This window comes from Polaribacter sp. Hel_I_88 (genome assembly GCF_000687935.1).
Classification (GTDB): domain Bacteria; phylum Bacteroidota; class Bacteroidia; order Flavobacteriales; family Flavobacteriaceae; genus Polaribacter.
On the sequence record NZ_JHZZ01000001.1, the window covers coordinates 1,166,152 to 1,189,694 of the forward strand.

The 23,543-nt window shown below is 30.3% G+C and carries 21 protein-coding genes and 1 tRNA gene; 15 read left to right on the forward strand and 7 right to left on the reverse strand.

Translation table 11 applies throughout. From position 1 onward, the window contains the following. Positions 1-126 precede the first annotated feature (126 nt). The 8 genes from P161_RS0105205 to P161_RS0105245 all read left to right on the forward strand — a co-directional run bounded on the left by P161_RS0105205 (position 127) and on the right by P161_RS0105245 (position 6,971). Positions 127-1,023, forward strand: coding sequence for a DMT family transporter (locus tag P161_RS0105205; protein WP_026775990.1), 897 nt, complete (start codon positions 127-129; stop codon positions 1,021-1,023). A gap of 37 nt (positions 1,024-1,060) precedes the next feature. After that, a complete protein-coding gene (locus P161_RS0105210; RefSeq protein ID WP_231494703.1) occupies positions 1,061-1,927 on the forward strand; it encodes a YicC/YloC family endoribonuclease in 867 nt (288 codons plus the stop codon). Positions 1,928-2,064: 137 nt separating this feature from the next. Then, positions 2,065-2,649, forward strand: coding sequence for a guanylate kinase (gmk, locus tag P161_RS0105215; protein ID WP_026775992.1), 585 nt, complete (start codon positions 2,065-2,067; stop codon positions 2,647-2,649). A gap of 81 nt (positions 2,650-2,730) precedes the next feature. Beyond that, a complete protein-coding gene (gene nadD / locus P161_RS0105220; protein WP_026775993.1) occupies positions 2,731-3,315 on the forward strand; it encodes a nicotinate (nicotinamide) nucleotide adenylyltransferase in 585 nt (194 codons plus the stop codon). 52 nt (positions 3,316-3,367) lie between these two features. Continuing rightward, positions 3,368-4,234, forward strand: coding sequence for a M23 family metallopeptidase (locus P161_RS0105225; RefSeq protein WP_026775994.1), 867 nt, complete (start codon positions 3,368-3,370; stop codon positions 4,232-4,234). Beyond that, positions 4,234-5,730 (forward strand): GH3 auxin-responsive promoter family protein, encoded by a 1,497-nt coding sequence (locus tag P161_RS0105230; protein ID WP_026775995.1) that lies wholly within the window; start codon positions 4,234-4,236, stop codon positions 5,728-5,730. The genes P161_RS0105225 and P161_RS0105230 overlap by 1 nt, the downstream gene beginning before the upstream one ends. Before the next feature lie 186 nt (positions 5,731-5,916). Then, entirely contained in the window at positions 5,917-6,366 is a 450-nt protein-coding gene (locus tag P161_RS0105240) for a 6-carboxytetrahydropterin synthase (RefSeq protein ID WP_026775996.1), read from the forward strand. 65 nt (positions 6,367-6,431) lie between these two features. Beyond that, the gene (locus tag P161_RS0105245) at positions 6,432-6,971 is read left to right on the forward strand and encodes a hypothetical protein (protein ID WP_026775997.1); all 540 of its coding nucleotides are present in this window, start codon (positions 6,432-6,434) and stop codon (positions 6,969-6,971) included. A 68-nt stretch (positions 6,972-7,039) separates the two neighbouring features. Here the strand turns inward: P161_RS0105245 and pth are convergent, their stop codons facing one another. The 3 genes from pth to P161_RS0105260 form a co-directional block, all read right to left on the reverse strand. Continuing rightward, positions 7,040-7,669, reverse strand: coding sequence for an aminoacyl-tRNA hydrolase (gene pth / locus P161_RS0105250; protein WP_051605670.1), 630 nt, complete (start codon positions 7,667-7,669; stop codon positions 7,040-7,042). Positions 7,670-7,862: 193 nt separating this feature from the next. After that, on the reverse strand, positions 7,863-8,477 hold the full coding sequence (locus P161_RS0105255; protein ID WP_026775999.1) for a 50S ribosomal protein L25/general stress protein Ctc: 615 nt from the start codon (positions 8,475-8,477) through the stop codon (positions 7,863-7,865). 64 nt (positions 8,478-8,541) lie between these two features. Further along, positions 8,542-9,483 carry a ribose-phosphate pyrophosphokinase gene (locus P161_RS0105260; protein ID WP_026776000.1) on the reverse strand — a complete coding sequence of 314 codons (942 nt, stop codon included), beginning with the start codon at positions 9,481-9,483 and terminating at the stop codon, positions 8,542-8,544. Positions 9,484-9,666: 183 nt separating this feature from the next. Between P161_RS0105260 and P161_RS0105265 the strand changes: the two genes are divergently transcribed. Beyond that, positions 9,667-9,748, forward strand: a tRNA-Leu gene (locus P161_RS0105265). A gap of 62 nt (positions 9,749-9,810) precedes the next feature. On the opposite strand, the gene P161_RS0105270 is transcribed toward P161_RS0105265, so the two are convergent. Further along, positions 9,811-10,689: a LysR family transcriptional regulator gene (locus P161_RS0105270; protein WP_026776001.1), complete on the reverse strand. Its 879-nt coding sequence runs from the start codon at positions 10,687-10,689 to the stop codon at positions 9,811-9,813. A gap of 80 nt (positions 10,690-10,769) precedes the next feature. On the opposite strand from P161_RS0105270, the gene hutH reads away from it, so the two are divergent. The 4 genes from hutH to hutG are packed head-to-tail and all read left to right on the forward strand — an operon-like array spanning position 10,770 to position 16,468. Continuing rightward, positions 10,770-12,263, forward strand: coding sequence for a histidine ammonia-lyase (gene hutH / locus P161_RS0105275; protein ID WP_026776002.1), 1,494 nt, complete (start codon positions 10,770-10,772; stop codon positions 12,261-12,263). Between the two features lie 8 nt (positions 12,264-12,271). Further along, positions 12,272-14,269, forward strand: coding sequence for a urocanate hydratase (locus P161_RS0105280; protein ID WP_026776003.1), 1,998 nt, complete (start codon positions 12,272-12,274; stop codon positions 14,267-14,269). Next, positions 14,269-15,510 (forward strand): imidazolonepropionase, encoded by a 1,242-nt coding sequence (hutI, locus tag P161_RS0105285; protein ID WP_026776004.1) that lies wholly within the window; start codon positions 14,269-14,271, stop codon positions 15,508-15,510. The genes P161_RS0105280 and hutI overlap by 1 nt, the downstream gene beginning before the upstream one ends. Positions 15,511-15,514: 4 nt before the next feature. Continuing rightward, on the forward strand, positions 15,515-16,468 hold the full coding sequence (gene hutG, locus P161_RS0105290; RefSeq protein WP_026776005.1) for a formimidoylglutamase: 954 nt from the start codon (positions 15,515-15,517) through the stop codon (positions 16,466-16,468). A gap of 211 nt (positions 16,469-16,679) precedes the next feature. Here hutG and P161_RS0105295 read toward each other — a convergent pair whose 3' ends face one another. Together P161_RS0105295 and P161_RS0105300 are read right to left on the reverse strand one after the other, a co-directional pair. After that, on the reverse strand, positions 16,680-17,348 hold the full coding sequence (locus tag P161_RS0105295; RefSeq protein WP_026776006.1) for a bifunctional 4-hydroxy-2-oxoglutarate aldolase/2-dehydro-3-deoxy-phosphogluconate aldolase: 669 nt from the start codon (positions 17,346-17,348) through the stop codon (positions 16,680-16,682). 109 nt (positions 17,349-17,457) lie between these two features. Then, positions 17,458-18,504, reverse strand: coding sequence for a sugar kinase (locus tag P161_RS0105300; protein WP_026776007.1), 1,047 nt, complete (start codon positions 18,502-18,504; stop codon positions 17,458-17,460). Positions 18,505-18,653: 149 nt separating this feature from the next. On the opposite strand from P161_RS0105300, the gene P161_RS0105305 reads away from it, so the two are divergent. Both P161_RS0105305 and P161_RS19885 read left to right on the forward strand, forming a co-directional pair. Beyond that, positions 18,654-19,682: a LacI family DNA-binding transcriptional regulator gene (locus P161_RS0105305; protein ID WP_026776008.1), complete on the forward strand. Its 1,029-nt coding sequence runs from the start codon at positions 18,654-18,656 to the stop codon at positions 19,680-19,682. Between the two features lie 164 nt (positions 19,683-19,846). Continuing rightward, positions 19,847-21,202, forward strand: coding sequence for a transposase (locus P161_RS19885; RefSeq protein WP_026775079.1), 1,356 nt, complete (start codon positions 19,847-19,849; stop codon positions 21,200-21,202). 428 nt (positions 21,203-21,630) lie between these two features. Here P161_RS19885 and acs read toward each other — a convergent pair whose 3' ends face one another. Then, positions 21,631-23,538, reverse strand: a complete 1,908-nt coding sequence (gene acs, locus P161_RS0105315) for an acetate--CoA ligase (RefSeq protein WP_026776009.1) — start codon at positions 23,536-23,538, stop codon at positions 21,631-21,633. Positions 23,539-23,543: the final 5 nt, after the last annotated feature.

Here is a 23,543-nt window from a genome sequence, read left to right on the forward strand (position 1 = left end):
AAAAAGCAAATAAACTTTTAAAGTAAGTTGTGATAAATAGGTTTTAATCATTTTCGAACTGTTTTTTATACATCAGATTTAAAATTTATCATCAACTTTGCAAACTAATTTTTTTAGTAGTTTATAATGAACAAAAGAGTACTTGCCTTAATTGCAGTTTCTATAGCCACACTTATTTACGGATTAAATTACACCATTGCAAAAGAAGTGATGCCAACGTATGTAAAGCCTTTCGGTTTTATATTGATTCGAGTTTTAGGAGCTACTATTATTTTTTGGTTGGTAAGTTTATTTGTTAAATCAGAAAAAATAGAAAAAGGTGATTACAGCAAAATTTTTATTGCTTCAATTTTTGGTGTTGCCTTAAATATGCTAACTTTCTTTAAAGGTTTAAGTTTAACTACACCTATTAGTGCCTCTGTAATGATGGTGATGTCACCAATTATGGTGCTGATATTTTCGAGTATCATCATTAAAAAAACGATTGGAAAACAGCGAATTTTAGGTGTTTTCATTGGCTTAATTGGTACTATTTTACTAATTACGTATGGTAGTTCTAACAATTCGACAGCTACTAATAGTAATTTTGGTAACTTTTTGGTTTTTATAAACGCAGCTTCTTACGGTTTGTATTTGGTTTTAGCCAAAGATTTAGTTAAAAAATACCATCCAATTACGTTTATAAAATGGTTTTATTTGTTCGGACTAATTTTGGTATTTCCTTTTGGATTTCATGAATTTTCCCAAATTTCTTGGCAAGAAATGCCTACAAATATTTATTGGAACATAGGTTTTGTCGTTATTTTTACAACTTGTATTACCTATCTTTTTAATTTGTATGGCTTATCGAAATTAAAACCTACAACTGTAAGTGTTTTTATTTATTTGCAACCTGTAATTGCCACAATTTATGCGCTAATTGTTGGAAGCGATTCTTTGAATATCATAAAAATTATTGCAACTATTTTTATATTTTTTGGTGTTTATTTGGTTACAAAACAGGTTGATAAATCTACCAAATAAAAAGTATCTTTGCATTTCATTTAAAAAATGAATTTATATGATTCAATCTATGACTGGTTATGGAAAATCTGTGTTGCAATTGCCAACCAAAAAGGTAACCATAGAAATAAAATCTTTAAACAGTAAAAATTTAGATTTAAACGTTCGAATTCCTTCTTATTACAAAGAGAAAGAATTAGATGTGCGTAAAAAATTGGCAAAGTCTTTAGTAAGAGGAAAAGTAGATTTTTCTATTTTTGTTGAAATGACTGCTGATGAAACGTCTACAACTGTAAACACTGGCGTTGTAAAACAATACATGCAGCAGTTAAGAAATGTTGTTCAAACAGGAAGAACAGATGATGTTTCGCTTTTAAGAATGGCAATTTCTATGCCTGATGCTCTAACAACTGCACGTGAAGAATTAGATGAAAATGAGTGGAGTATTATAGATAAACATATTGATGAAGCACTCAAAAACATTATACAATATAGAGTGGATGAAGCTGCTTCTTTAGAAATTGATTTTAGAGAAAGAATTACCAACATTAGACACTATTTAGAAGAAGTTAAAAGTTTTGATGCTGATAGAGTTGAAAACGTAAAAACACGTTTGCAAAAAGCTATCGACGATTTAAAAGTGGATACAGATCAAAATAGATTTGAACAAGAATTGATTTATTATCTAGAAAAATTAGATATTAATGAGGAGAAAGTTCGTTTGGAAAATCATTTAAATTATTTCATAGAAACTTTACAAACAGAGGATTCTAATGGTAAAAAATTAGGATTTATTGTCCAAGAAATGGGAAGAGAAATCAACACAACAGGTTCTAAAGCAAATTTTGCACCTATGCAAAAAGCAGTAATTCAAATGAAAAACGAGTTAGAACAAATTAAAGAGCAAATTTTAAATGTGCTTTAAACAAGCTGAATTTATTTCAACTTTTTATTTTATGAAATTACAGTAAAACTTACTGCAAGGTTTCAAAAATCTTGCAACTATTTAAATTCTAATTACAAGATGCTGAATCAAAATCAGCATGACAAATACTAAAATATATGTCAGACTTTAAAGGAAAATTATTTGTGTTTTCAGCACCTTCTGGTTCTGGTAAAACCACAATTGTTCGCCATTTATTACAACAAGAAAAATTTAATTTAGAATTCTCAATATCAGCAACTTCTAGAGAACCAAGAGGTTTTGAAAAAGATGGTGTAGATTATTATTTTATCTCTTTAAAAGACTTTAAAAATCATATTAAAGCTGATGATTTTTTGGAGTGGGAAGAAGTGTACAGAGATAACTTTTATGGCACTTTAAAAAGCGAAGTAGAAAGAATTTGGGCACAAAAAAAACATGTTATTTTTGATATTGATGTAGTTGGTGGCTTACGAATAAAAAGGAAATATCCGAACGAAACATTGTCCGTTTTTGTGAAACCACCAAGCGTAGATGAGCTAAAAATTCGACTTAAAAAACGTAAAACAGAAAGCGAAGAAAAAATTAATATGCGAATTGCAAAAGCTTCTGTAGAATTAGCAACAGCTCCTCAATTTGATAAAATTATAAAAAATTACGATTTAATAGATGCTTTAAAAGAAGCTGAAGATTTGATGAGTGATTTTTTGGGATTGGAAAAATAAGTTAGAAGCTGGAAGTATGAAGCTGGATGTTGACAAACTTGCTCCTTCAAACTCCCTGCTTTAAACTTTAAACTATAATTTATGAGCAAAATAGGTTTATACTTTGGCACTTTTAATCCCATTCATATTGGTCATTTAATTATTGCCAATTATATGGTTGAAAACTCTGATTTGGACGAAATTTGGATGGTCGTAACACCTCATAATCCTTTTAAAAAGAAAAAATCTTTGTTGGATAATCACCATCGTTTTGAGTTGGTTTATAGAGCAACTGAAGAATATATGAAGATTAAACCTTCGGATATTGAGTTTAAATTACCTCAGCCAAATTATACCGTTTTTACGTTAGCACATATTGCAGACAAATATCCTGACAAAGAATTTTGTTTGATTATGGGTGAAGACAACCTGAAAAACTTCCATAAATGGAAAAATTATGAGGTTATTTTAGAACATCATCATATTTATGTGTATCCTAGAATTGCTGATGGAGAAGTTGAACATCGATTTAAAAATCACCCAAAAATTCATAAAGTTGATGCACCAATCATGGAAATTTCATCAACCATGATTAGAAAAGGAATACAGCAACAAAAGAACGTAAAACCGATGTTAACCAAAGAAGTTTGGCAATATATAGACGAAATGAATTTTTATAAAAAATAGTTTCGCTATTTTTACGTTCTTATATAAATAACAATTTCAAACATAATTTTTTTTGAAAAAACAAAGCAAAAAAAAAGGAAAACTTAAACAAAAACTAACTGATAAATACAGATTAGTCGTTTTAAACGAAGACACTTTTGAGGAACGTTTCTCTTTGAAACTATCACTTTTAAATGTATTTGTGTTGGGTGGTGTTTTGTCTTTTTTATTGATTTTGGTAACCACATTTATCATCACTTTTACACCTGTTAAAGAATATATTCCTGGATATTCATCTACCGAATTAAAAATAAAAGCCACAAAACTAGCTTTCCAAACAGATTCTTTAAAAAGAAAACTAGATATTTTACATGATTATACCATTGCTTTAAGACCAATATTAACTGGCGAAATAAAGCCTAACATTTTAGACTCTGTAGAAATTGAAGCTGAAAAAGTAATTATTAAAGATAGTTTACTAAATGCAAGTAGGGAAGATTCTATTTTTAGAGAAAAAATTGAAAGTCAAGATCGTTTTCCCATTCAAAATAATGCCACAAGCAATGTAAAAATTGTATTTTTTGCACCTTTAAATGGTACAATTTCGCAAGATTACGACTCAAAAACAAAACATTTGGCTGTAGATATTGTTGCCAAAAAAAATTCGCCAGTAAAAGCCACTGCTGATGGTAGCGTAATTTTTTCTGGCTGGACCACAGAAACTGGGTATGTAATTATTTTAAAACACGCTTACAACTATATTTCTGTGTATAAACACAATGGAAACTTACTAAAACAACAAGGAGATTTTGTAAAATCTGGCGAAGTTATTGCAAGTGTAGGTTCTACAGGAGAACTCTCTACAGGACCTCATTTACATTTTGAACTTTGGAGTGATGGTTATGCAGTAAATCCAACAAATTTGATTGATTTTAAATAATGAGTATAAAATCCTTTTTTGCAATTCCGTTTGCTAAATTCGCCACAAGAAGTGTTTATAAATGGGCAAATAACCCTCATAAAACACAAGACAAGGTTTTTAAAAATTTAATATCAAAAGCAAAAAACACTGCCTTTGGTAAAGATCATGATTTTAAAAATATTGTTACGTATACTGATTTTAAACAACGTGTAAAAGTTACTGATTACGAAGGTTTACGACCTTATGTTGATAGAATGGTTGCTGGTGAGGAAGATATTTTGTGGCCAGGAAAACCATTGTACTTTGCAAAAACTTCGGGTACAACATCTGGCGCAAAATACATACCAATCACCAAAGAATCGATGCCAACACATATTAAAGCAGCAAGAAATGCTTTGTTGTTTTATATCGCAGAAAAAAATGATGCAAGTTTTGTTGATGGTAAAATGATTTTTTTACAAGGAAGCCCAGTTTTACAAGATAAAAATGGGGTTAAATTGGGTAGATTAAGTGGAATTGTAGCTCATTATGTACCTCAATATTTATTAAAAAACAGATTGCCAAGTTGGGAAACCAACTGTATTGAAGATTGGGACACCAAAGTAAATGCCATAGTTGAAGAAACTGTAAATGAAGATTTGTCTGTTATTAGCGGAATTCCTTCTTGGGTGCAAATGTATTTTGAGAAACTGATTGAAAAAACAGGAAAGCCGATTTCTGAAACCTTCCCAAATTTTAATTTCTTTATTTATGGTGGTGTAAATTTTGAACCTTATAAAAATAAGTTCGAAAGTTTAATTGGTAAAAAAATTGATTACATAGAATTATATCCAGCATCTGAAGGTTTTATTGCCTACCAAGATTCGCAAACCGAAAAAGGAATGTTGTTGCAGTTAGATTCTGGAATTTTCTATGAATTTATTCCTGCAACTGAGTTTTTTGATGAAAACCCAACAAGAATTTCTTTAAAAGACGTAAAAATTGGCGTTAATTATGTCATCATTTTAAATACAACTGCTGGTCTTTGGGGTTATAATATTGGCGATACTGTAGAATTTACATCAACAAAACCATACAGAATTAAAGTTACAGGACGTATAAAACACTTTATCTCTGCCTTTGGCGAACATGTTATTGGTAAAGAAGTAGAGAAAGCTTTAAACGATTCAATTTCTGGAACTAACATCAATATTAGTGAGTTTACAGTAGCTCCTCAAGTAAACCCAGAAAATGGTTTGCCTTACCATGAATGGTTTATTGAGTTTACAAACGAGCCAGAAAATTTAGAAGAATTTGCAACCAAAATTGATATTGCTATGCAAGCCCAAAATATTTATTATTTAGATTTAATTACGGGTAAAGTTTTACGACCTTTAATTGTTAGAAAAGTAAAAAAGGGTGGTTTTCATGAATATATGAAATCGATTGGAAAATTTGGTGGGCAAAATAAAATTCCACAATTGTCTGATAATCGAAAAATTGCAGATGTTTTACAGAATTTTTTAGAAAAATAAAAAATATAAAAAATGGGAGGAGATTATTTATTTGCAGTTTTAGCTATAGGCTTAGTAATTGTATATTTTTACAATAAATCTAGAGGTAACAGACGTAAATAACATCAGCATAAAAAAAATCGTTTTGAGTGATTTTGATTTTCTTTAAATCGAAACATTTTTAAATTACATCATCAATAAAAAAATATGAGTACAATTAGAATTACAAAACAATTTAATTTTGAAACAGGACATGCCTTATATGGTTATGATGGAAAATGTAAAAATGTGCACGGACATTCTTACAAACTTTCTGTTACTGTTTCTGGAAAGCCAATTAATGATAATACAAATGTAAAGTTTGGTATGGTGATCGATTTTAGTGATTTAAAAAAAATTGTAAATGAAGAAATTGTAGATGTTTTTGATCATGCAACCGTTTTTAATAAAAACACACCTCATGTAGAATTGGCAAAAGAATTAATGGATAGAGGACATGATGTTTTATTGGTAGATTACCAGCCAACAAGTGAAATGATGGTAATTGACTTTGCTGAAAAAATAAAGAAAAGATTACCAAAAAACATCAAACTGCATTCTATAAAACTACAAGAAACAGATACAAGCTTTGCTGAATGGTTTGCAAAGGATAATTAATTTTTAGTAAAACAGTAACGTTCTAAAAGTTTTAATAAAACTATATTTACCAAAATTTTGTACTGATGAAAAAAATAAATTTTATTATATGTTTATGTATTTCTGCAATTTTAGTAAGTTGTGGAGATGATAATAGTGATGATCGCTTGTTGATAACAAATGCTAATTTACAAGGCACTTATCAAATGGGCGCTTTTAATCAAACAATCGATGAATCTGCAACCTCTTCTTCAGGTGCTACTGTTAACCTATCTTCAACGACTAGCGTTGGCGATATTTACAATTTAGATATTATTATCAATGAAAACGGAACCTATTCTGCTTCAGGACAATACACATTTGATTTTGTTACAACACCTAATGGAAGTGCTCAAGTAACAGGCTCAACTATAGTTGATGTTGAAGTCTTAGGAAATTTTACAATAAATTCTTTAGAGAACACTATTACTTTTATAGATTCAACTTCTATAGAAGATGAATTCCTTTCAGGTACTTACAATATTGTGCTTCTAAATTCAAATACGTTAAGTTTAGTTCAAGAAATTGAAATTTCTAATGGATCTTTAAATAATGCTACCAAAACTAGTTTTAGTTTTATAAAGTAATATTATTCAGTTTAAAATATGAAGCTGTCTTAATTAGACAGCTTTTTTTATGGTTAAAATTTAATTTATTATTTACCATTAAATTCGTTCATGGTATTGCTTAAACCTGCAGTACCAAAAGAAGTAATTATTTTTGCTGATGTTGGTAAACGCTCAATTAGCAAACTAGTTTCCTCCTTGTTCCATTCGCCTAAAACATAATCTACTTGACGCCCTTTTGAGTAATTTGCGCCAACTCCAAAACGAAATCTTGGGTATTTGTTAGTCGCTAATTTATCTTGAATATCTTTTAACCCATTATGACCACCATCAGAACCTTTTGCTTTAATTCTAATTGTTCCAAAATCGATATTTAAATCATCTGTAACTACCAATAAATTTTCGATAGCAATATTTTCTTTGTTCAACCAAAACTTTACAGCTTTGCCACTTAAATTCATATAAGTATTTGGTTTTAGAAGGATAAACGTTCTTCCCTTAAAACGAAAACTAGCTACATCTCCTAATGTTTCTGTTGTAAAACTAACCTTGTGTTCTTCTGCAGTTTCATCAAGAATTTTAAAACCAATATTATGACGTGTATTGGTATATTTTTCGCCAATATTTCCTAAACCAACTATTAAATATTTCTTCATTTCATCTTCTTTTGTATCAACTTTTACATCAAATATATTAGAGAAAAAGTTTTTCAAATTCATCGCCCAAAAATAAGAAGAAATAAACAATGTTTCTTATTCAATATTTGATTTTGCATCGAAGCATTATTGCAAACAAATTAAATTCTATTGCTTAAAATTAAAAAGTTTGATAAACTTTTACTTATAAAATTTAAGGGTAAAAAAAAGCGTTACAAAAATGTAACGCTTTTAATATATCTATTTTTAAGACTAACTATTCAGTTGCAGTTGCTCCTTCTTCAGTAGCTTCTACATCTTCATCTTCATCATCTTCTACTGCAGTTGCATTACGTGAAGTTCTTACTTGCACAACTACTGTATTCTCTGGATGCATAAATGTATAATCTTCATTAATTAAAGATTTGATCACTAATTTATGACCAATTTTTAATTTAGAAATGTCTGCACTTACAAAATCTGGTAAGTTAGCTGGTAATGCTTTTACTTTTAATTTACGGTTTGTAAAACGTAAAGAACCACCATTTAATACTCCTGGAGAAGTACCAACTAATTTTACAGGAATATTCATTGTAATTTCTTTATCATCAAATAATTGATAAAAATCTACATGTAAGATAGTATCTTTTACTGGGTGAAACTGAATATCTTGTAAAACCGCGCTTATTTTTTGTCCATCAACATTAAGACTTGCAGTATATACATTTGGAGTATATACCAAGTTTTTAAACGCTTTTTCTTCTGCTGAAAAGTGTATTGGTGTTTCTCCTCCGTAAATAACGCAAGGAACCATACCAGCATTACGTAAGGCTTTGGTAGCTACCTTGCCCACGCTTTCTCTTTTTGATCCTTTAATTGTAATTGATTTCATTACTTTATACTTAATTTAAATTAATTTTTCCATTCTTCTTATTTTATAAAGATAGAGATGAAGTTTACATTAAAAATTGTCCACTTATTGAGGTGTTATCTTGAACTTTGTGCATAACATCAGCGAATAAGGGCGCGCAAGATACAACTTTTATTTTAGAAGTCTCCTTCTTTAAAGGAATTGTATCTGAAACAATTAACTCTGTTAATGCAGAGTTTTCAATTTTCTCATAAGCGCCTCCAGAAAGTATGGGATGTGTACAAATTGCACGTACACTTAAAGCCCCTCTTTCCATCATTAAATTGGCTGCGTGTGCTAATGTTCCTCCAGTATCAATCATGTCATCTACCAAAACAACATTTTTACCTTCAACATCTCCAATTAATTCCATATTAGCAATTATGTTGGCTTTTATTCTTTGTTTGTAACAAATTACAACATCAGACATTAAATGTTTTGAATACGCATACGCTCTTTTAGAACCTCCCATATCTGGAGATGCAATTGTTAAGTTTTCTAAATTTAAGCTTTTTATATAAGGTAAAAATATAGTTGATGCGAATAAGTGATCTACTGGTTTTTCAAAAAATCCTTGAATTTGATCTGCATGTAAATCCATGGTCATAATTCTAGTTGCACCTGCTGCTTCTAAAAGTTTTGCAACTAATTTTGCACCAATAGCAACTCTAGGTTTGTCTTTCCTGTCTTGTCTTGCCCAACCAAAATAAGGCATAACTGCAGTAATATGTCTTGCAGATGCTCTTTTTGCAGCATCTAACATTAATAACATTTCCATTAAATTGTCTGCATTTGGGAATGTAGATCCAATAATAAAAACACGTCTTCCTCTTACAGATTCTTCAAAAGCTGGCTGAAATTCGCCATCGCTAAAATAGGTTGTATCTACTTTACCTAATGTTGTGTTGTATTCTTTGGCAATTTTTTCTGCTAAAACTGTACTTTGTCTACACGCAAATAACTTTGGTGTAAGTTGATTTTCAGACATTTGTTTGTTTTTTTGTTGTGTTGTTGTTTTGACTACAAAAGTAGAAATTATTTATTGCGTGTGAAATTTATTTTTTGACTTTAAAATTAAAAATATTTAGTAAGTTTGCATTCTCAAAAGTTTAGGACTTAAGTTGATTTTTAAATCTATTGAAAATTAAAAATTTTTTCTAACACTATTGCAGCTCAAGTGGCGGAATTGGTAGACGCGCTGGATTCAAAATCCAGTTCTTTCGGGAGTGTGGGTTCGATTCCCACCTTGAGTACTAAAAACCTATTAATCAATTGATTAATAGGTTTTTTTACCTCTAAAAGGATTCAACTTCTATTAAAGCAATCTCAACACATCATTTAAAATAGGATTTCCATTTTTCTGATTCCAAATTACGGAAAGTGTTGTTTTCTGCTGAATTTTATCTAACTCTATAAATTTAATTTTGTAACCTCTTTTTTTTGCTAAAGATTTGGGAACTATTGAAACTCCAAAACCGTTTTCAACTAATTTAAAAATAGAACTAGAGTGAATAGTGTTATGAGAAACTAAAGGTGTAAAACCACAATCATCAAAAATTTGCATCACTTTTTCGTAATAAGAAGCACTATATTTTGCATCAAAGAGTATAAAAGATTCATTTTTAAATTCCCCTAAATTTTTATAATTTTCTTGATTAGTTTTATGATTTTTTGGAAGAACCAGACAGAAATTCTCTTTTAAAATTGACTTTATTTCTAAATTTCTTGGCACTCTTTCCAAACGCACAAAACCGATATCTAAATCAAAAGAAAGCAAATCTTTAATTTGTTTTTGATTATCTATTTCTTTTAAATTGAATAGTATATCTGAATTATTTTTTTCAAATTTTAATAACAAATTCGGAATTACATCTTGCATAGCAGAACCCACATACCCAATTTTTAAAGCTCCCTTTTTTCCAGTTTCAAACAATTTTGCATTCTCTAAAGTGTGAGATAGTGTGTTTAATTGATTTGTAAATTCTTCTTTTAAATATTCACCAACCTTTGTTAAAACAACTCTTCTGTTATGTCTTTCAAATAAAGTGACCCCCAATTCATCTTCCATCTGTTTAATTTGTCTACTTAAACCTGGTTGAGAAATAAATAATTTTTCGGCTGCTTTTCTAAAATGTAATTCCTCTGCAACTGCTAAAAAATATTTTAGATGACGTAATTCTATTTGATGCTTCATAATTATCAATATAGATATAAAATGGTATTATAAAGCATTAAAAGTAATGATAAATTTGTACTTATACAATTCAACAGAAAATGACATTTAAATACGGAATAGAGCAACTTACACTTCAAAAAGTAAATGACATTGCAAATGGAAATTTACAAGCTATTATTAATGATGAAGCTAAAGAAAAAATAATTTCTTGTAGAAAGAAAGTAGAAATGATTACTAAAAACAACAAAGCCGTTTACGGAATCAATACAGGTTTTGGTCCTTTATGTGATGTGCAGGTTTCTGCAAAAGAAACTAATCTACTTCAAAAAAACTTATTAATTACACATGCAGTTGGTGTTGGAGAAAATATTGATAGTAAATTATCTAAAATTATGATGATTTGCAAAGTTCATGCACTTTGCCAAGGTTTTTCTGGTGTACGATTAGAATTGATAGAACGTATCATTTACTTCATAGAAAACGATTTATTGCCAACTGTACCAAAACAAGGCTCTGTTGGTGCTTCTGGAGATTTAGCTCCACTTTCTCATTTATTTTTACCTTTAATTGGAGAGGGTGATTTTTGGATTGAGAACCAAATTATTCCTGCTAAAAAAGTGTTAGAAAATCATCATTTAAAACCTTTAGAGTTAAAAGCAAAAGAAGGTTTAGGGTTGATAAATGGAACGCAATTTATTTTAGCACATACCATTACTGGCTTACTAAAAATGGAGTATTTATTAGATTTAGCAGATATTTCTGGAGCTATGAGTATTGAAGGTTACAAAGGAAGTGAATCTCCTTTTAGAGAAGAACTACACAAAATAAGACCTTTTAAAGGAAGTTTAAAAGTGGCTGAAAGAATGCGAATGTTATTTAAAGATTCTCAGAACGTAACATCGCATTTAGATTGTGAGCGTGTACAAGATCCATATTCTATGCGTTGCATTCCACAAGTTCATGGTGCCTCTAGAAATGCATTTAATCATTTATTAGAATTGGCAGAAATAGAAATGAATTCTGTGACAGACAATCCAATAGTTTTAAGTGAAACTGAAGCAATTTCTGGTGGTAATTTTCATGGACAACCTTTGGCAATGGCTTTAGATTATTGCTCTATTGCTGCAGCAGAATTAGGTAATATTGCTGATAGACGTTGTTATTTGTTGCTGGAAGGCAAATATGGTTTACCAAGATTACTTACCAAAAGTGGTGGCTTAAATTCAGGTTTTATGATTCCACAATATACAACTGCAGCTTTGGTTACAGAGAATAAATCTTTGTGTTTTCCTCCTTCTGCAGATAGCATTCCAACTTCTTTAGGACAAGAAGATCATGTTTCTATGGGAAGTATTTCTGGGAGACAATTCAATGAAATTTTAGGAAATTTAGAAAAAATACTAGCCATTGAGTTGCTATATGCTGCCCAAGCTTTAGAATTTAGAAGACCAAATACATTTTCTAAAATTATTGAAAAAAATCATAAAATAATAAGAGTAAAAGTTGATAAATTGGAAGAAGATAGATTGTTAAAAGTTGATATTAACAACATGATTCAATTGGTAAAAACTAAAAAATTTATTGTAAAGTAAAATTAGACATGACATTTAAAGAACAAATCTTACAAGGAATTCCAGATAAATTACCAGCAAAAAAAAGCTATCCAAAAGATGCAAACAGTGCTCCAAAAAGGAAAGATATTTTATCAGTAGATGAAAAAAAACTAGCATTAAAAAATGCGTTGCGATATTTCCCTAAAACATGGCATAAAGAACTAGCTATAGAATTTACGAACGAATTAAAAGAATTTGGCAGAATTTACATGTATAGATTTAAACCAGCTTATAAAATTTATGCAAGAAATATTCAAGATTATCCTGCAAAAACAACACAAGCAGCAGGAATTATGTTAATGATTCAAAATAATTTAAATCCAGATGTTGCTCAACATCCAGAAGAATTGATCACTTATGGAGGAAATGGAGCCGTTTTTCAGAATTGGGCACAATATCTTTTAGTGATGCAATATTTAGCAATAATGACAGAAAAGCAAACTTTGCATTTGTATTCTGGTCATCCAATGGGCTTATTTCCATCCTCTAAAAATGCGCCAAGAGTTGTGGTTACTAATGGAATGACAATTCCAAATTACTCAAAACCAAATGATTGGGAAAAAATGAATGCTTTAGGCGTTTCTCAATATGGACAAATGACAGCTGGTTCATTTATGTATATTGGGCCTCAAGGAATTGTGCATGGAACCACAATTACAGTGATGAACGCATTTCGAAAAATCTTGAAAAAAGATGAAAATCCGAATGGGAAAATATTTTTAACAGCAGGTTTAGGAGGCATGAGTGGTGCACAACCAAAAGCAGGAAATATTGCTGGTTGTATAACTATTTGCGCAGAAGTAAATCCAAAAGCTGCCACAAAAAGACACGAACAAGGTTGGGTAGATGTTTTAATTGATGATATCAATGTTTTAGTTGAAAGAACTGTAGAAGCTCAAAAAAATAACGAAGTTGTTTCCATAGCTTTTATAGGAAATGTAATTGATGTTTGGGAAAAATTTGATGAAGAAAATATATTTATCCACATTGGTTCAGACCAAACTTCACTTCACATTCCTTGGACTGGTGGTTATTATCCTGCAGATATATCTTATGAAGAATCTAATATTTTAATCAAAGAAAACCCTGAATTATTTAAAGAAAAAGTTCAAGAATCTTTAAGAAGACATGCAAAATCCATCAATAATCACACTAAAAAAGGAACGTATTTTTTTGATTATGGAAATGCATTTTTATTAGAATCTTCAAGAGCTGGAGCAGATGTGATGGCTGAAAATAATATCGACTTTAAATACCCTTCTTATGTGCAAGATATTTTAGGCCCTATGTGTTTCGATTATGGTTTTGGTCCTTTTAGATGGGTTTGCGCTTCTGGAAAACAAAAAGATTTAGACAAAACTGATGAAATTGCAGCCAAAGTTTTGAAAAAGTTGATGAAAAAATCGCCCAATGAAATTAAATTGCAAATGCAAGATAATATCACTTGGATCAAAAACGCAAAATCAAACAAAATGGTGGTGGGTTCTAAAGCAAGAATTTTATATGCAGATTCAGAAGGACGTATTAAAATTGCGAAAGCATTTAATAAAGCCATTAAAAAAGGTAAAATTGACCCAGTAATTTTGGGCAGAGATCATCATGATGTAAGTGGCACAGATTCTCCTTTTAGAGAAACTTCTAACATTTATGATGGTAGTAAGTTTACTGCAGACATGGCAATTCATAACGTAATTGGCGATAGTTTTAGAGGCGCAACTTGGGTTTCCATTCACAATGGTGGTGGTGTTGGTTGGGGAGAAGTTATTAATGGAGGTTTTGGAATGTTTTTAGATGGCTCTAAAAAAGCTACTAAAAATATAGAAAACATGCTTTTTTATGATGTGAATAACGGAATTGCAAGAAGAAGTTGGGCAAGAAATGATGAAGCTATTTTTGCTATTAAAAGAGAAATGAAAAGAACTCCCAACTTAAAAGTAACTTTACCTAACTTAGTAGAAGAAAACCTTTTAAAAGACTTGTTTTAATGAGAACCCTTTTTAAAAATATCAAAGAATTAATTCAGGTTAGAGAAGAAAAAATAACATTTCTTTCTGGTGCGGCAATGAGCATTTTACCAACCATAAAAAATGCTTTTTTAATTGTTGAAAATGAAACCATTTCAGACTTTGGAAAAATGGAAAATTGTCCAAAAGAAAATTTTGATAAAACAATTGATGTTACAGGTAAAATGGTTTTACCTTCTTGGTGCGATTCTCACACACATCTGGTTTTTGCAGGAAATAGGGAAAGCGAATTTGTAGATAGAATTAAAGGTATTTCTTACCAAGAAATTGCAAATAATGGTGGTGGAATTTTAAATTCAGCTAAAAAATTACAAGCAACTTCAGAAGATGAATTATATAACCAAAGTAAAGTTCGTTTAGAAGAAATTATACATTTAGGAACTGGTGCTGTAGAAATTAAATCAGGTTATGGTTTAACAAAAGATGCAGAACTAAAAATGCTGCGAGTTATTAAAAAACTCAAAGAAAATTATCCCATAGAAATAAAAGCAACTTTTTTAGGTGCACATGCAGTTCCTTCCGAATTTAAATATAACAAAAGTGGTTATCTACAAATGTTGATTGATGATATTCTGCCAACAATCAAAAAGGAAAACTTAGCAGATTTTATAGATATTTTTTGTGAAACTGGGTATTTTTCTGTGGATGATACCAACAAAATTTTAAAAGCAGGAAAAGAAGTTGGTTTGGTTGGTAAAATTCACGTAAATCAATTTAATTCTATTGGAGGCATTCAAGTTGGTGTAGAAAATAAGGTGCTTTCTGTAGATCATTTAGAAGAAATGCGAGAAGAAGATTTTGAAGCCTTAAAAAACACCAAAATAATGCCAGTTGCTTTGCCAAGTTGTTCATATTTTTTAGGAATACCATACACGCCTGCAAGAAAAATAATTGATGAAGGTTTGCCATTAGCTTTGGCAACTGATTACAATCCAGGTTCTACACCTTCTGGAAATATGAATTTTGTAGTTTCAAGTGCTTGCATTAAAATGAAAATGACTCCAGAAGAAGCTATAAATGCAGCAACTATTAATGGTGCTTATGCTATGAATTTACAAGATAAAGTGGGTTCTATTACTAAAGGAAAATTGGCAAATTTAATAGTAACCAAAGAAATTAATTCTTATCATTTTATTCCTTATTCTTTTGGAAATCATTGTATAGAAAAAGTGTTTCTGAAAGGAAAAGAAATCAAAAAATAAAACTATGGATTTTTTTAAAGGTTTAAATGTTGATTATAAAGCTGGAAATAAAGATGATTATTCTGGAAGAAATTCTAAAAATGAAGATCAATATTGGCACGAAAACATTAAAGTTAATTCTATAGAAAATTTAGAAATTGATATTGGCATCATTGGCTACGTTTGTGATGAAGGCGTACAAAGAAATCAAGGTAGAATTGGCGCTAGAAAAGGCCCTAGAAGTTTACGAAATCAATTAGGAAAACTTCCCATTCATTTTGAAAACAAAAATATTGTTGATTTTGGTGATATTGTTTGTGTTGATGAAAATTTAGAAAACTGTCAAACTGCACTTTCAAAAATGATCTCTAAATTAATTACAAATAAAGTTTTACCAATTGCCATTGGTGGAGGGCATGATATTGCTTACGCAAACTTTAACGGAATTAAAGATGCCTTAAAAAATTCAACAAAAAACAACATCGGAATTATAAATTTTGATGCTCATTTTGATTTGAGAAAGGTTGAAAATCAGCCAAATTCAGGAACACCTTTCAATCAAATTTTATCAGAAAATAAAAATGCAAGTTATTTTGCAATTGGAATTCAACAACAATCAAACACGAAAGAATTATTTGAAATTGCAGCAAAAAATAATGTTTCTTTTGTTTCTAATTTTGAATGTGAAACTTTTAATATCGACTTAAAAAATAAGTTAAATTCATTTATTGAAAAAGTAGATTATGTATACATCACTATAGATTTAGATGGATTTTCTTCTGCTTTTGCTTCAGGAGTAAGTGCTCCTTCTTCACTGGGTTATTCTCCAAATTTCGTATACCAAGTACTCACTTTTCTATTCCAAAGTAAAAAAATAATTTCTTGTGATATAGCAGAATTAAACCCAGATTTTGATATTGACAACTCCACAGCAAAATTAGCTGCAAAATTGTTAGATTTTATGGTTTTGATTTCTTAATTATTACAATCTGTTATCAATAATACTTTGCACAACTTCTGTGCTTTACAATGAGAAATCCTTCAATTTGTTCTTAATTTTTTTCCATGCAATCCTGATTTGCTGTATTTGTGTATTAATTTTCCAACCACTTTAGAAATGGAAGGAATTAATAAAAAAACTCTAACTTTTCAGCTAGAGTTTTCCTCGTTTTAAAGTAATTCAACTTAAACTAGCTCCTTAAATTTTTAATAATATTTAAAGCTTCTCTAGTTGTACTTTCTATTTTAGCATAGTCAAAACTACCATCTGCAGTTTTAGACATTAATTTTGAGCCCATTCCAACACAAGTTACACCTGCATTAAACCAGCCTTCTAAATTCTCTTTGGTTGGTGATACACCTCCTGTTGGCATAATCGAAGTCCAAGGTTGTGGACCTTTAATCCCTTTTACAAATTGAGGACCATAAATATCACCAGGAAATAACTTTACGATTTCGCAACCTAATTCTTCTGCTCTAGCAATTTCTGTTAATGTTCCACAACCTGGAGACCATAATACTTTTTTACGGTTACAAGCTATGGCAATATCTTCTCTTAAAACTGGAGTTACAATAAAATTTGCCCCTAAAGCCATGTATAAAGAAGCAGCTGCTCCATCTGTTACAGAACCTACACCCATTACCATTCCTGGTAATTCAGCAATTGCATATTTTGTTAATTCGCCAAAAACTTCGTGAGCGAAATCTCCTCTAGCAGTAAACTCCATTAAACGAGCTCCACCATCATAACATGCTTTTAATACTTTTTTACTTACTTCTATATCTTTATGAAAAAACAAAGGAACCATTCCTGTATCTTTCATTACTTGTGCTACTTCTAATCTTGTAAATTGAGCCATAATATTGTGTAATTGTTTATTGTGTAAATGTGTAATTGTTGTTAATCTTAATAATTATGCAAATTCTAAAACACTTACACAATTAATCGTTTCAACAATTAAACCCTTTTTAACGAGCTACTCTACCAGAAGCATCTCCTCCCATTAATTTTTCAACTTCTGCAACAGTTGCTAAATTTGCATCACCTTTAATTGTGTGTTTTAAACAAGATGCAGCTACTGCAAAATCTAATGCATTTTGATCATCTTCTGGGTATTTTAACAATCCGTAAATTAAACCTCCCATAAATGAATCTCCACCACCAACTCTATCTACGATATCTGTAATTTGATATTGACGCGTTTGTAATAATTGTTTTCCATCATATAAAACACCAGCCCAAGTATTATGAGATGCAGATATAGAACCTCTTAAAGTAGTAATTACTTTTTTAGCTCTTGGAAATTTCTCCATCATTTGTTCACAAACAGATAAAAATGCTTCTGCTTTTACATTATGCCCTTCTGTTTGTACAGAAATTCCTGCTGGTTTAATACCAAAGTGCATTTCTGCATCTTCTTCGTTTCCTAAAACAATGTCACAGTAAGAAGTTAATTCCGTCATTATTTTTTCTCTGTGAGCATCATCACAAAAATTCCAAAGTTTTGCTCTATAGTTTAAATCTGTAGAAATTGTAATTCCTTTTGCACTAGCAGCTTTTACAGCTTCTAAACACACATCTGCAGCTCCTTGAGAAATTGCAGGCGTAATTCCTGTCCAATGAAACCATTCTACTCCTTCAAAAACGGCATCCCAATCAATCATTCCAGATTCTATTTCTGCAATTGCAGAATGTGCTCTATCATAAACAACTTTAGATCCTCTTGAAACTGCACCAGTTTCTAAAAAGTAAATCCCTAATCTGTCTCCACCATACACAATTTTATCTACTTTTACGCCTCTTTTACGCATTTCCATCATTGCACAAGCACCAATATCATTTTTTGGCAAACGTGTTACAAAATCTACATCTACTCCATAATTTGCTAAAGAAACTGCTACATTAGATTCTCCTCCTCCATAAACAACATCAAAACTACTTGCTTGAGAAAATCTTAAAAATCCTTGTGGAGCTAATCTTAACATAATTTCTCCAAACGTTACTACTTTACCCATTTTGTATATAATTTATAAGTTAAATTTAATTGGTTAAACGTTTAACCAAATTCTCAAAATAAAATCAAAACCCATATTTTGCTATTTGTTTTGATTATTCTAATTCAAACACTATATTTGTTTAAACGATTAAGCAAATATATAAAAATTTGGCAATTAAAAAGAAAACTACGATAAAAGATATTGCAAATGTTTTAAATATCTCTGCAGCTGCTGTTTCGAAAGCACTACATAATGATCCTAGAATCAGCGAAAAAACTAAAAAAGCAGTTAGGCAGGTTGCTGAAAATTTAAACTATCAGCCCAATCATTTAGCAAGTGCTTTAAGAAGTGGGAAAAGTAAATTAGTGGGTGTAATTGTCCCTAGAACAAATAGCAACTTCTTTTCTTCTGCAATTCATAATATTGAAGAAGGTTTAGATAAAGAAGGTTATAATGTGATTATTACACAATCTAACGAATCATTTAAAAAAGAATGCAAAAATATTGATACACTTTTGTATTTACAGGTTGATGGAATTATAGTTTCTATGGCAAATGAAACTGTAAATTTAGAATATCTTGAAAAGGTAAAAGCTGCAGGAATTCCGTTAATAACTTTTGATAGAGGAGAAAACGATTTAAATGTAGATTATATTGGGATTGATGATTACAACAGCAGCCATTTAATTGTGAATCATTTAGTGGAGCAAGGTTGCAAACGAATTGCACATATTGGAGGTTACAAAAGAACAAGAATTTATAACAACAGAATTCGTGGTTATGTGGATGCTCTTAAAAAGCATAATTTACCTTTAGATGAAGAACTTTTAATAGAAACCAACTTAACTATTGAAGATGGTAGAGAAAAAATGCTCGAATTATTAAAGTTGAAAAACAGACCTGATGCTATCTATGCTGCTGGAGATTTTGCTGCTTTAGGTGCTTTGCAAATTTTAAATGAACAGAATATTAAGGTTCCTGAAGAAATTGCTTTAGTTGGTTTTGGTGACGAACCTTTTACAGCTATGGTTACACCAACAATAACGAGTGTAAATCAACATGCTTATAAAATAGGTAAAATTGCTGCAGAAACTTTTTTAGAATACTCAAAAAAAACAAACACCAAACAATCATTAAATAAAATAATTTTAGAAGCTGAATTGGTAATTAGAGACTCTTCTTTGAAAAGGAAATAAATTAAAATTCAACCTCTTCTGAAATGATATGTATTACTAGTATTTAGGCACTTTCAGAATTAAATAAACACTTGTTTATCAGTTAAATAAGTTGTATTTTAGATAAACCAAACCCCGTAAATAGGCAAAAAGCCTAAAAAACGGGGTTTTTCTTTTTTACAAATATGAAAATACGAAGAATTTCTGACTTCCAGTACTCTTTTTCTTTTTTATCCTCTACAGAGGAATTAGAAAAATTCAAAGCACGTTTTTTAATGTCTGATTTAGGTAAAATTTACAGTGCAATTCCTTGGAAAAATTTAGTCAAATCATTTAAAATTACAGAAGCTATCAAAGGACCAGACTGTATTTTTAGCCCTCAAGGAAAATTAGGTTTAATGTTTTTAAAACATTATGCTTGTTGTTCTGATAAGCGTTTGATTGAGCAGTTGAATTCCAATTATAATTATCAGTTTTTTTGTGGTATTTATTTAGGATTTGATACCCTTGAAAACTATAAAATAGTGAGTCAAATACGTTGCGAATTAGCTGCTGATTTAAACATTAGTTCAACAGAAAAAATACTATTTAATTATTGGAGTAAATATATTGATGAACAAGAAAAAGCAACAACAGATGCCACTTGTTATGAGAGTGAAGTTCGCTATCCAACAGATCAAAAACTATTGAAAGAATCTGTTGACTGGTGCTATAAACAAATGAAGATAATTTGTAAATCTTTAGGTGTAAAACTTCCTAGAACCAAATACTTGAAATGGTCAAAAAGATATGTTGGTTATAGTAAAATGCGAAGAAAAACAACAAAGAAAAGAACCTCCATAACAAGAGCTTTTTTAAAACTATTACGCAAATTATTAGCGGAGATTAAAACTCTTGAAAAACAACATTATTTTACAATGCCAAATCGTTTTTATAAAACACTAAATACAGTAAAAAAAATATTCTCACAACAGTATTTACTGTTTGAGAAAGGAGAAAAACCAAAGAATAGAATCGTAAGCATAAGCAAAGATTACTTACGTCCAATAGTGAGAGGAAAAGAGATAAAAAAAGTAGAATTTGGGGCAAAAGTAAACAAACTTCAAATTGATGGAATTAACTTTATACAGAAAATAAGTTTTGATAACTTTAATGAAGGGACACAATTTAAAAATACAGTTTATAAGGCACAAGGATTAACCAATAGGAAAATTAAAATACTTGGTGCAGATGCTATTTATGCAACGAATAAGAACAGAGTTTTTGCAACTTCAAACCATATACAAACAGACTTCAAACCTAAAGGAAGACCTTCAAAGCATCATAAAGAGCAAAAAAAGCTCAAAAAAATGATTACCAAAGAAAGAGCTTCTAGATTAGAGGGGGGTTTTGGTAAAGAAAAGGAACATTATCATCTAAAAAAGATAAAAGCGAAAACCAAACCAACAGAAATACTTTGGATATTCTTTGGTATTCATACTGCAAATTGCCTTGAAATTGGCAGAAGAATGCAAAATCAAATTTTACAAAAAGTAGCCTAAATTTTTAAAATAAAAATTAAAAACACAGGATAACTATGCAATAAGGTTACTGCGAAACATAAAAAAGGTATATAAATTAAAAAAGTGATAGAAAATTATAATTTTCTATCACTTTTTTAAAATAATTTTCAAAAAATTAAACTACTTCTGAAAGTGCCTATTTAAAGTTAAGTCGAGTTCAATAAAAAATCCTTTTAAAATACTCCCTATAAGATTAGTACACCATCCAAATGCAAACATTTGACCATAATAATAAACAATTTTTCGATTTCTTTTACACTTCTCTTTTCATAATTTTAATAATAAAATAATGGAATTTACTATCATAAAGTAAATGACTTTAGAGCAAAAAAAGGGTTGTTAAACACAACCCTAATTCTATAACTTAAAAATATAGTTCAAAAAAACTATGTATAAATTATACTCAACTATAATTTATTATCAATAATATTCTGAACTACTTCTGGATTTAACAATGTAGAAATATCACCTAAATTATCCATTTCATTAGAGGCTATTTTACGTAAAATACGTCTCATAATTTTTCCTGAACGTGTTTTTGGCAATCCCTCAGAAAATTGAATTTTATCTAATTTTGCAATAGGGCCAATTCTATCCGTAATTAACTGGTTGATTTCTTTTCTTAAATTATTATGATCTCTACTTTCTCCAATATCTTTTAAAGTTACATAGCCATACAAAGCACTTCCTTTAATGTCATGAGGAAAACCAACAATCGCAGATTCTGCAACTGCAGGATGTTCATTAATAGCATCTTCAATGGGTGCAGTGCCTAAATTATGACCAGAAACAATAATTACATCATCTACTCTACCCGTAATTCTGTAATAACCAACTTCATCTCTTAAAGCTCCATCACCCGTAAAATACATTTGTTCATAAGCAGAAAAATAGGTGTCTTTATAACGTTCGTGATTTCCCCAAATGGTTCTTGCCATACTTGGCCAAGGAAATTTAATACACAATCTTCCTTCTACTTGATTTCCTTTTAATTCCTGTCCATTTTCATCCATTAAAGCTGGTTGAATGCCTATAAAAGGCAAGGTTGCATAGGTTGGTTTGGTTGGAGTTACATAAGGAATTGGTGTTATCATAATGCCACCAGTTTCTGTTTGCCACCAAGTATCGATAATTGGGCTTTTCTTCTTACCAATCGTATCATTATACCAATGCCAAGCTTCTTCGTTGATTGGTTCTCCAACAGAACCTAAAACTTTTAAAGTTGATAAATCGTATTTGTCAACCAATTCTGTTCCATGTTTTGCCAAAGCTCTAATGGCTGTGGGTGCTGTATAAAATTGAGTTACTTTATGCTTTTGTACGATTTCCCAAAAACGGCCAAAATCAGGATAACTTGGCACACCTTCAAACAAAACTGTAGTTGCTCCATTGGCTAAAGGTCCGTAAACAATATACGAATGTCCAGTAATCCAACCAATATCTGCTGTGCACCAGTACACATCATTTTCTTTATATTGAAAAGCATTTTTAAAAGTATAAGCACTATACACCATATAACCTGCAGTTGTATGCACCATTCCTTTTGGCTTGCCTGTAGAACCAGAAGTATATAAAATAAACAGTGGATCTTCTGCATTCATAGTTGCTGCTAAACATTCTTTAGATGCTTTATCTAACAAAGGTTGTAACCATTGGTCTCTTCCTTGTTTCATGTTGATGTTAGAATTGATTCTTTTTACCACCAAAACTGTTTTAACTCCTGGGCAATTTTCTAAAGCTTCATCTACAATTCCTTTTAAATCGATTGATTTTGCACCTCTAAAAGAACCATCAGAAGTAATAACCAATTTACAATCAGAATCATTAATTCTAGAGGCTAATGCCGATGATGAAAAGCCTGCAAAAACCACAGAATGAATAGCACCAATTCTTGCACAAGCTAACGTTGCAACTGCCAACTCAGGAATCATGGGTACATAAATACAAACTCTATCACCTTTTTTTACACCTTGTTCTTTTAAAACATTGGCAAATTTATTTACTCTTTCCGATAATTGTTGGTAGGTAATATGTTGAGCTGGTTCATCTGGGTTATTAGGTTCGAATAAAATAGCTGTTTTATTGGCTCTTGTTCCTAAATGTCTATCAATACAGTTTTCTGTAATGTTTAGTTGTGCTCCAGAAAACCATGTAACCTCTGGTTTGGTAAAATCCCATTCTAAAACTGTATCCCATTTTTTTCTCCATAAAAAATGTTCTTCAGCAATTTCTTCCCAAAAATTTTCTGGTTCTCGAATCGATTTTCTATATACTTGATAATATTCTTCTAAATGTTTTATGTGATAATTGCTCATGTATA

What these genes read in the sequence shown, in the direction of transcription:
- P161_RS0105205 (WP_026775990.1), top strand. Translation starts at nt 127, where the DNA reads ATGAACAAAAGAGTACTTGCCTTAATTGCAGTTTCTATAGCCACACTT.
- P161_RS0105210 (WP_231494703.1), top strand. Translation starts at nt 1,061, where the DNA reads ATGATTCAATCTATGACTGGTTATGGAAAATCTGTGTTGCAATTGCCA.
- gmk (WP_026775992.1), top strand. Translation starts at nt 2,065, where the DNA reads ATGTCAGACTTTAAAGGAAAATTATTTGTGTTTTCAGCACCTTCTGGT.
- nadD (WP_026775993.1), top strand. Translation starts at nt 2,731, where the DNA reads ATGAGCAAAATAGGTTTATACTTTGGCACTTTTAATCCCATTCATATT.
- P161_RS0105230 (WP_026775995.1), top strand. Translation starts at nt 4,234, where the DNA reads ATGAGTATAAAATCCTTTTTTGCAATTCCGTTTGCTAAATTCGCCACA.
- P161_RS0105240 (WP_026775996.1), top strand. Translation starts at nt 5,917, where the DNA reads ATGAGTACAATTAGAATTACAAAACAATTTAATTTTGAAACAGGACAT.
- P161_RS0105245 (WP_026775997.1), top strand. Translation starts at nt 6,432, where the DNA reads ATGAAAAAAATAAATTTTATTATATGTTTATGTATTTCTGCAATTTTA.
- pth (WP_051605670.1), bottom strand. Translation starts at nt 7,669, where the DNA reads ATGAATTTGAAAAACTTTTTCTCTAATATATTTGATGTAAAAGTTGAT.
- P161_RS0105255 (WP_026775999.1), bottom strand. Translation starts at nt 8,477, where the DNA reads ATGAAATCAATTACAATTAAAGGATCAAAAAGAGAAAGCGTGGGCAAG.
- P161_RS0105260 (WP_026776000.1), bottom strand. Translation starts at nt 9,483, where the DNA reads ATGTCTGAAAATCAACTTACACCAAAGTTATTTGCGTGTAGACAAAGT.
- P161_RS0105270 (WP_026776001.1), bottom strand. Translation starts at nt 10,689, where the DNA reads ATGAAGCATCAAATAGAATTACGTCATCTAAAATATTTTTTAGCAGTT.
- hutH (WP_026776002.1), top strand. Translation starts at nt 10,770, where the DNA reads ATGACATTTAAATACGGAATAGAGCAACTTACACTTCAAAAAGTAAAT.
- P161_RS0105280 (WP_026776003.1), top strand. Translation starts at nt 12,272, where the DNA reads ATGACATTTAAAGAACAAATCTTACAAGGAATTCCAGATAAATTACCA.
- hutI (WP_026776004.1), top strand. Translation starts at nt 14,269, where the DNA reads ATGAGAACCCTTTTTAAAAATATCAAAGAATTAATTCAGGTTAGAGAA.
- hutG (WP_026776005.1), top strand. Translation starts at nt 15,515, where the DNA reads ATGGATTTTTTTAAAGGTTTAAATGTTGATTATAAAGCTGGAAATAAA.
- P161_RS0105295 (WP_026776006.1), bottom strand. Translation starts at nt 17,348, where the DNA reads ATGGCTCAATTTACAAGATTAGAAGTAGCACAAGTAATGAAAGATACA.
- P161_RS0105300 (WP_026776007.1), bottom strand. Translation starts at nt 18,504, where the DNA reads ATGGGTAAAGTAGTAACGTTTGGAGAAATTATGTTAAGATTAGCTCCA.
- P161_RS19885 (WP_026775079.1), top strand. Translation starts at nt 19,847, where the DNA reads ATGAAAATACGAAGAATTTCTGACTTCCAGTACTCTTTTTCTTTTTTA.
- acs (WP_026776009.1), bottom strand. Translation starts at nt 23,538, where the DNA reads ATGAGCAATTATCACATAAAACATTTAGAAGAATATTATCAAGTATAT.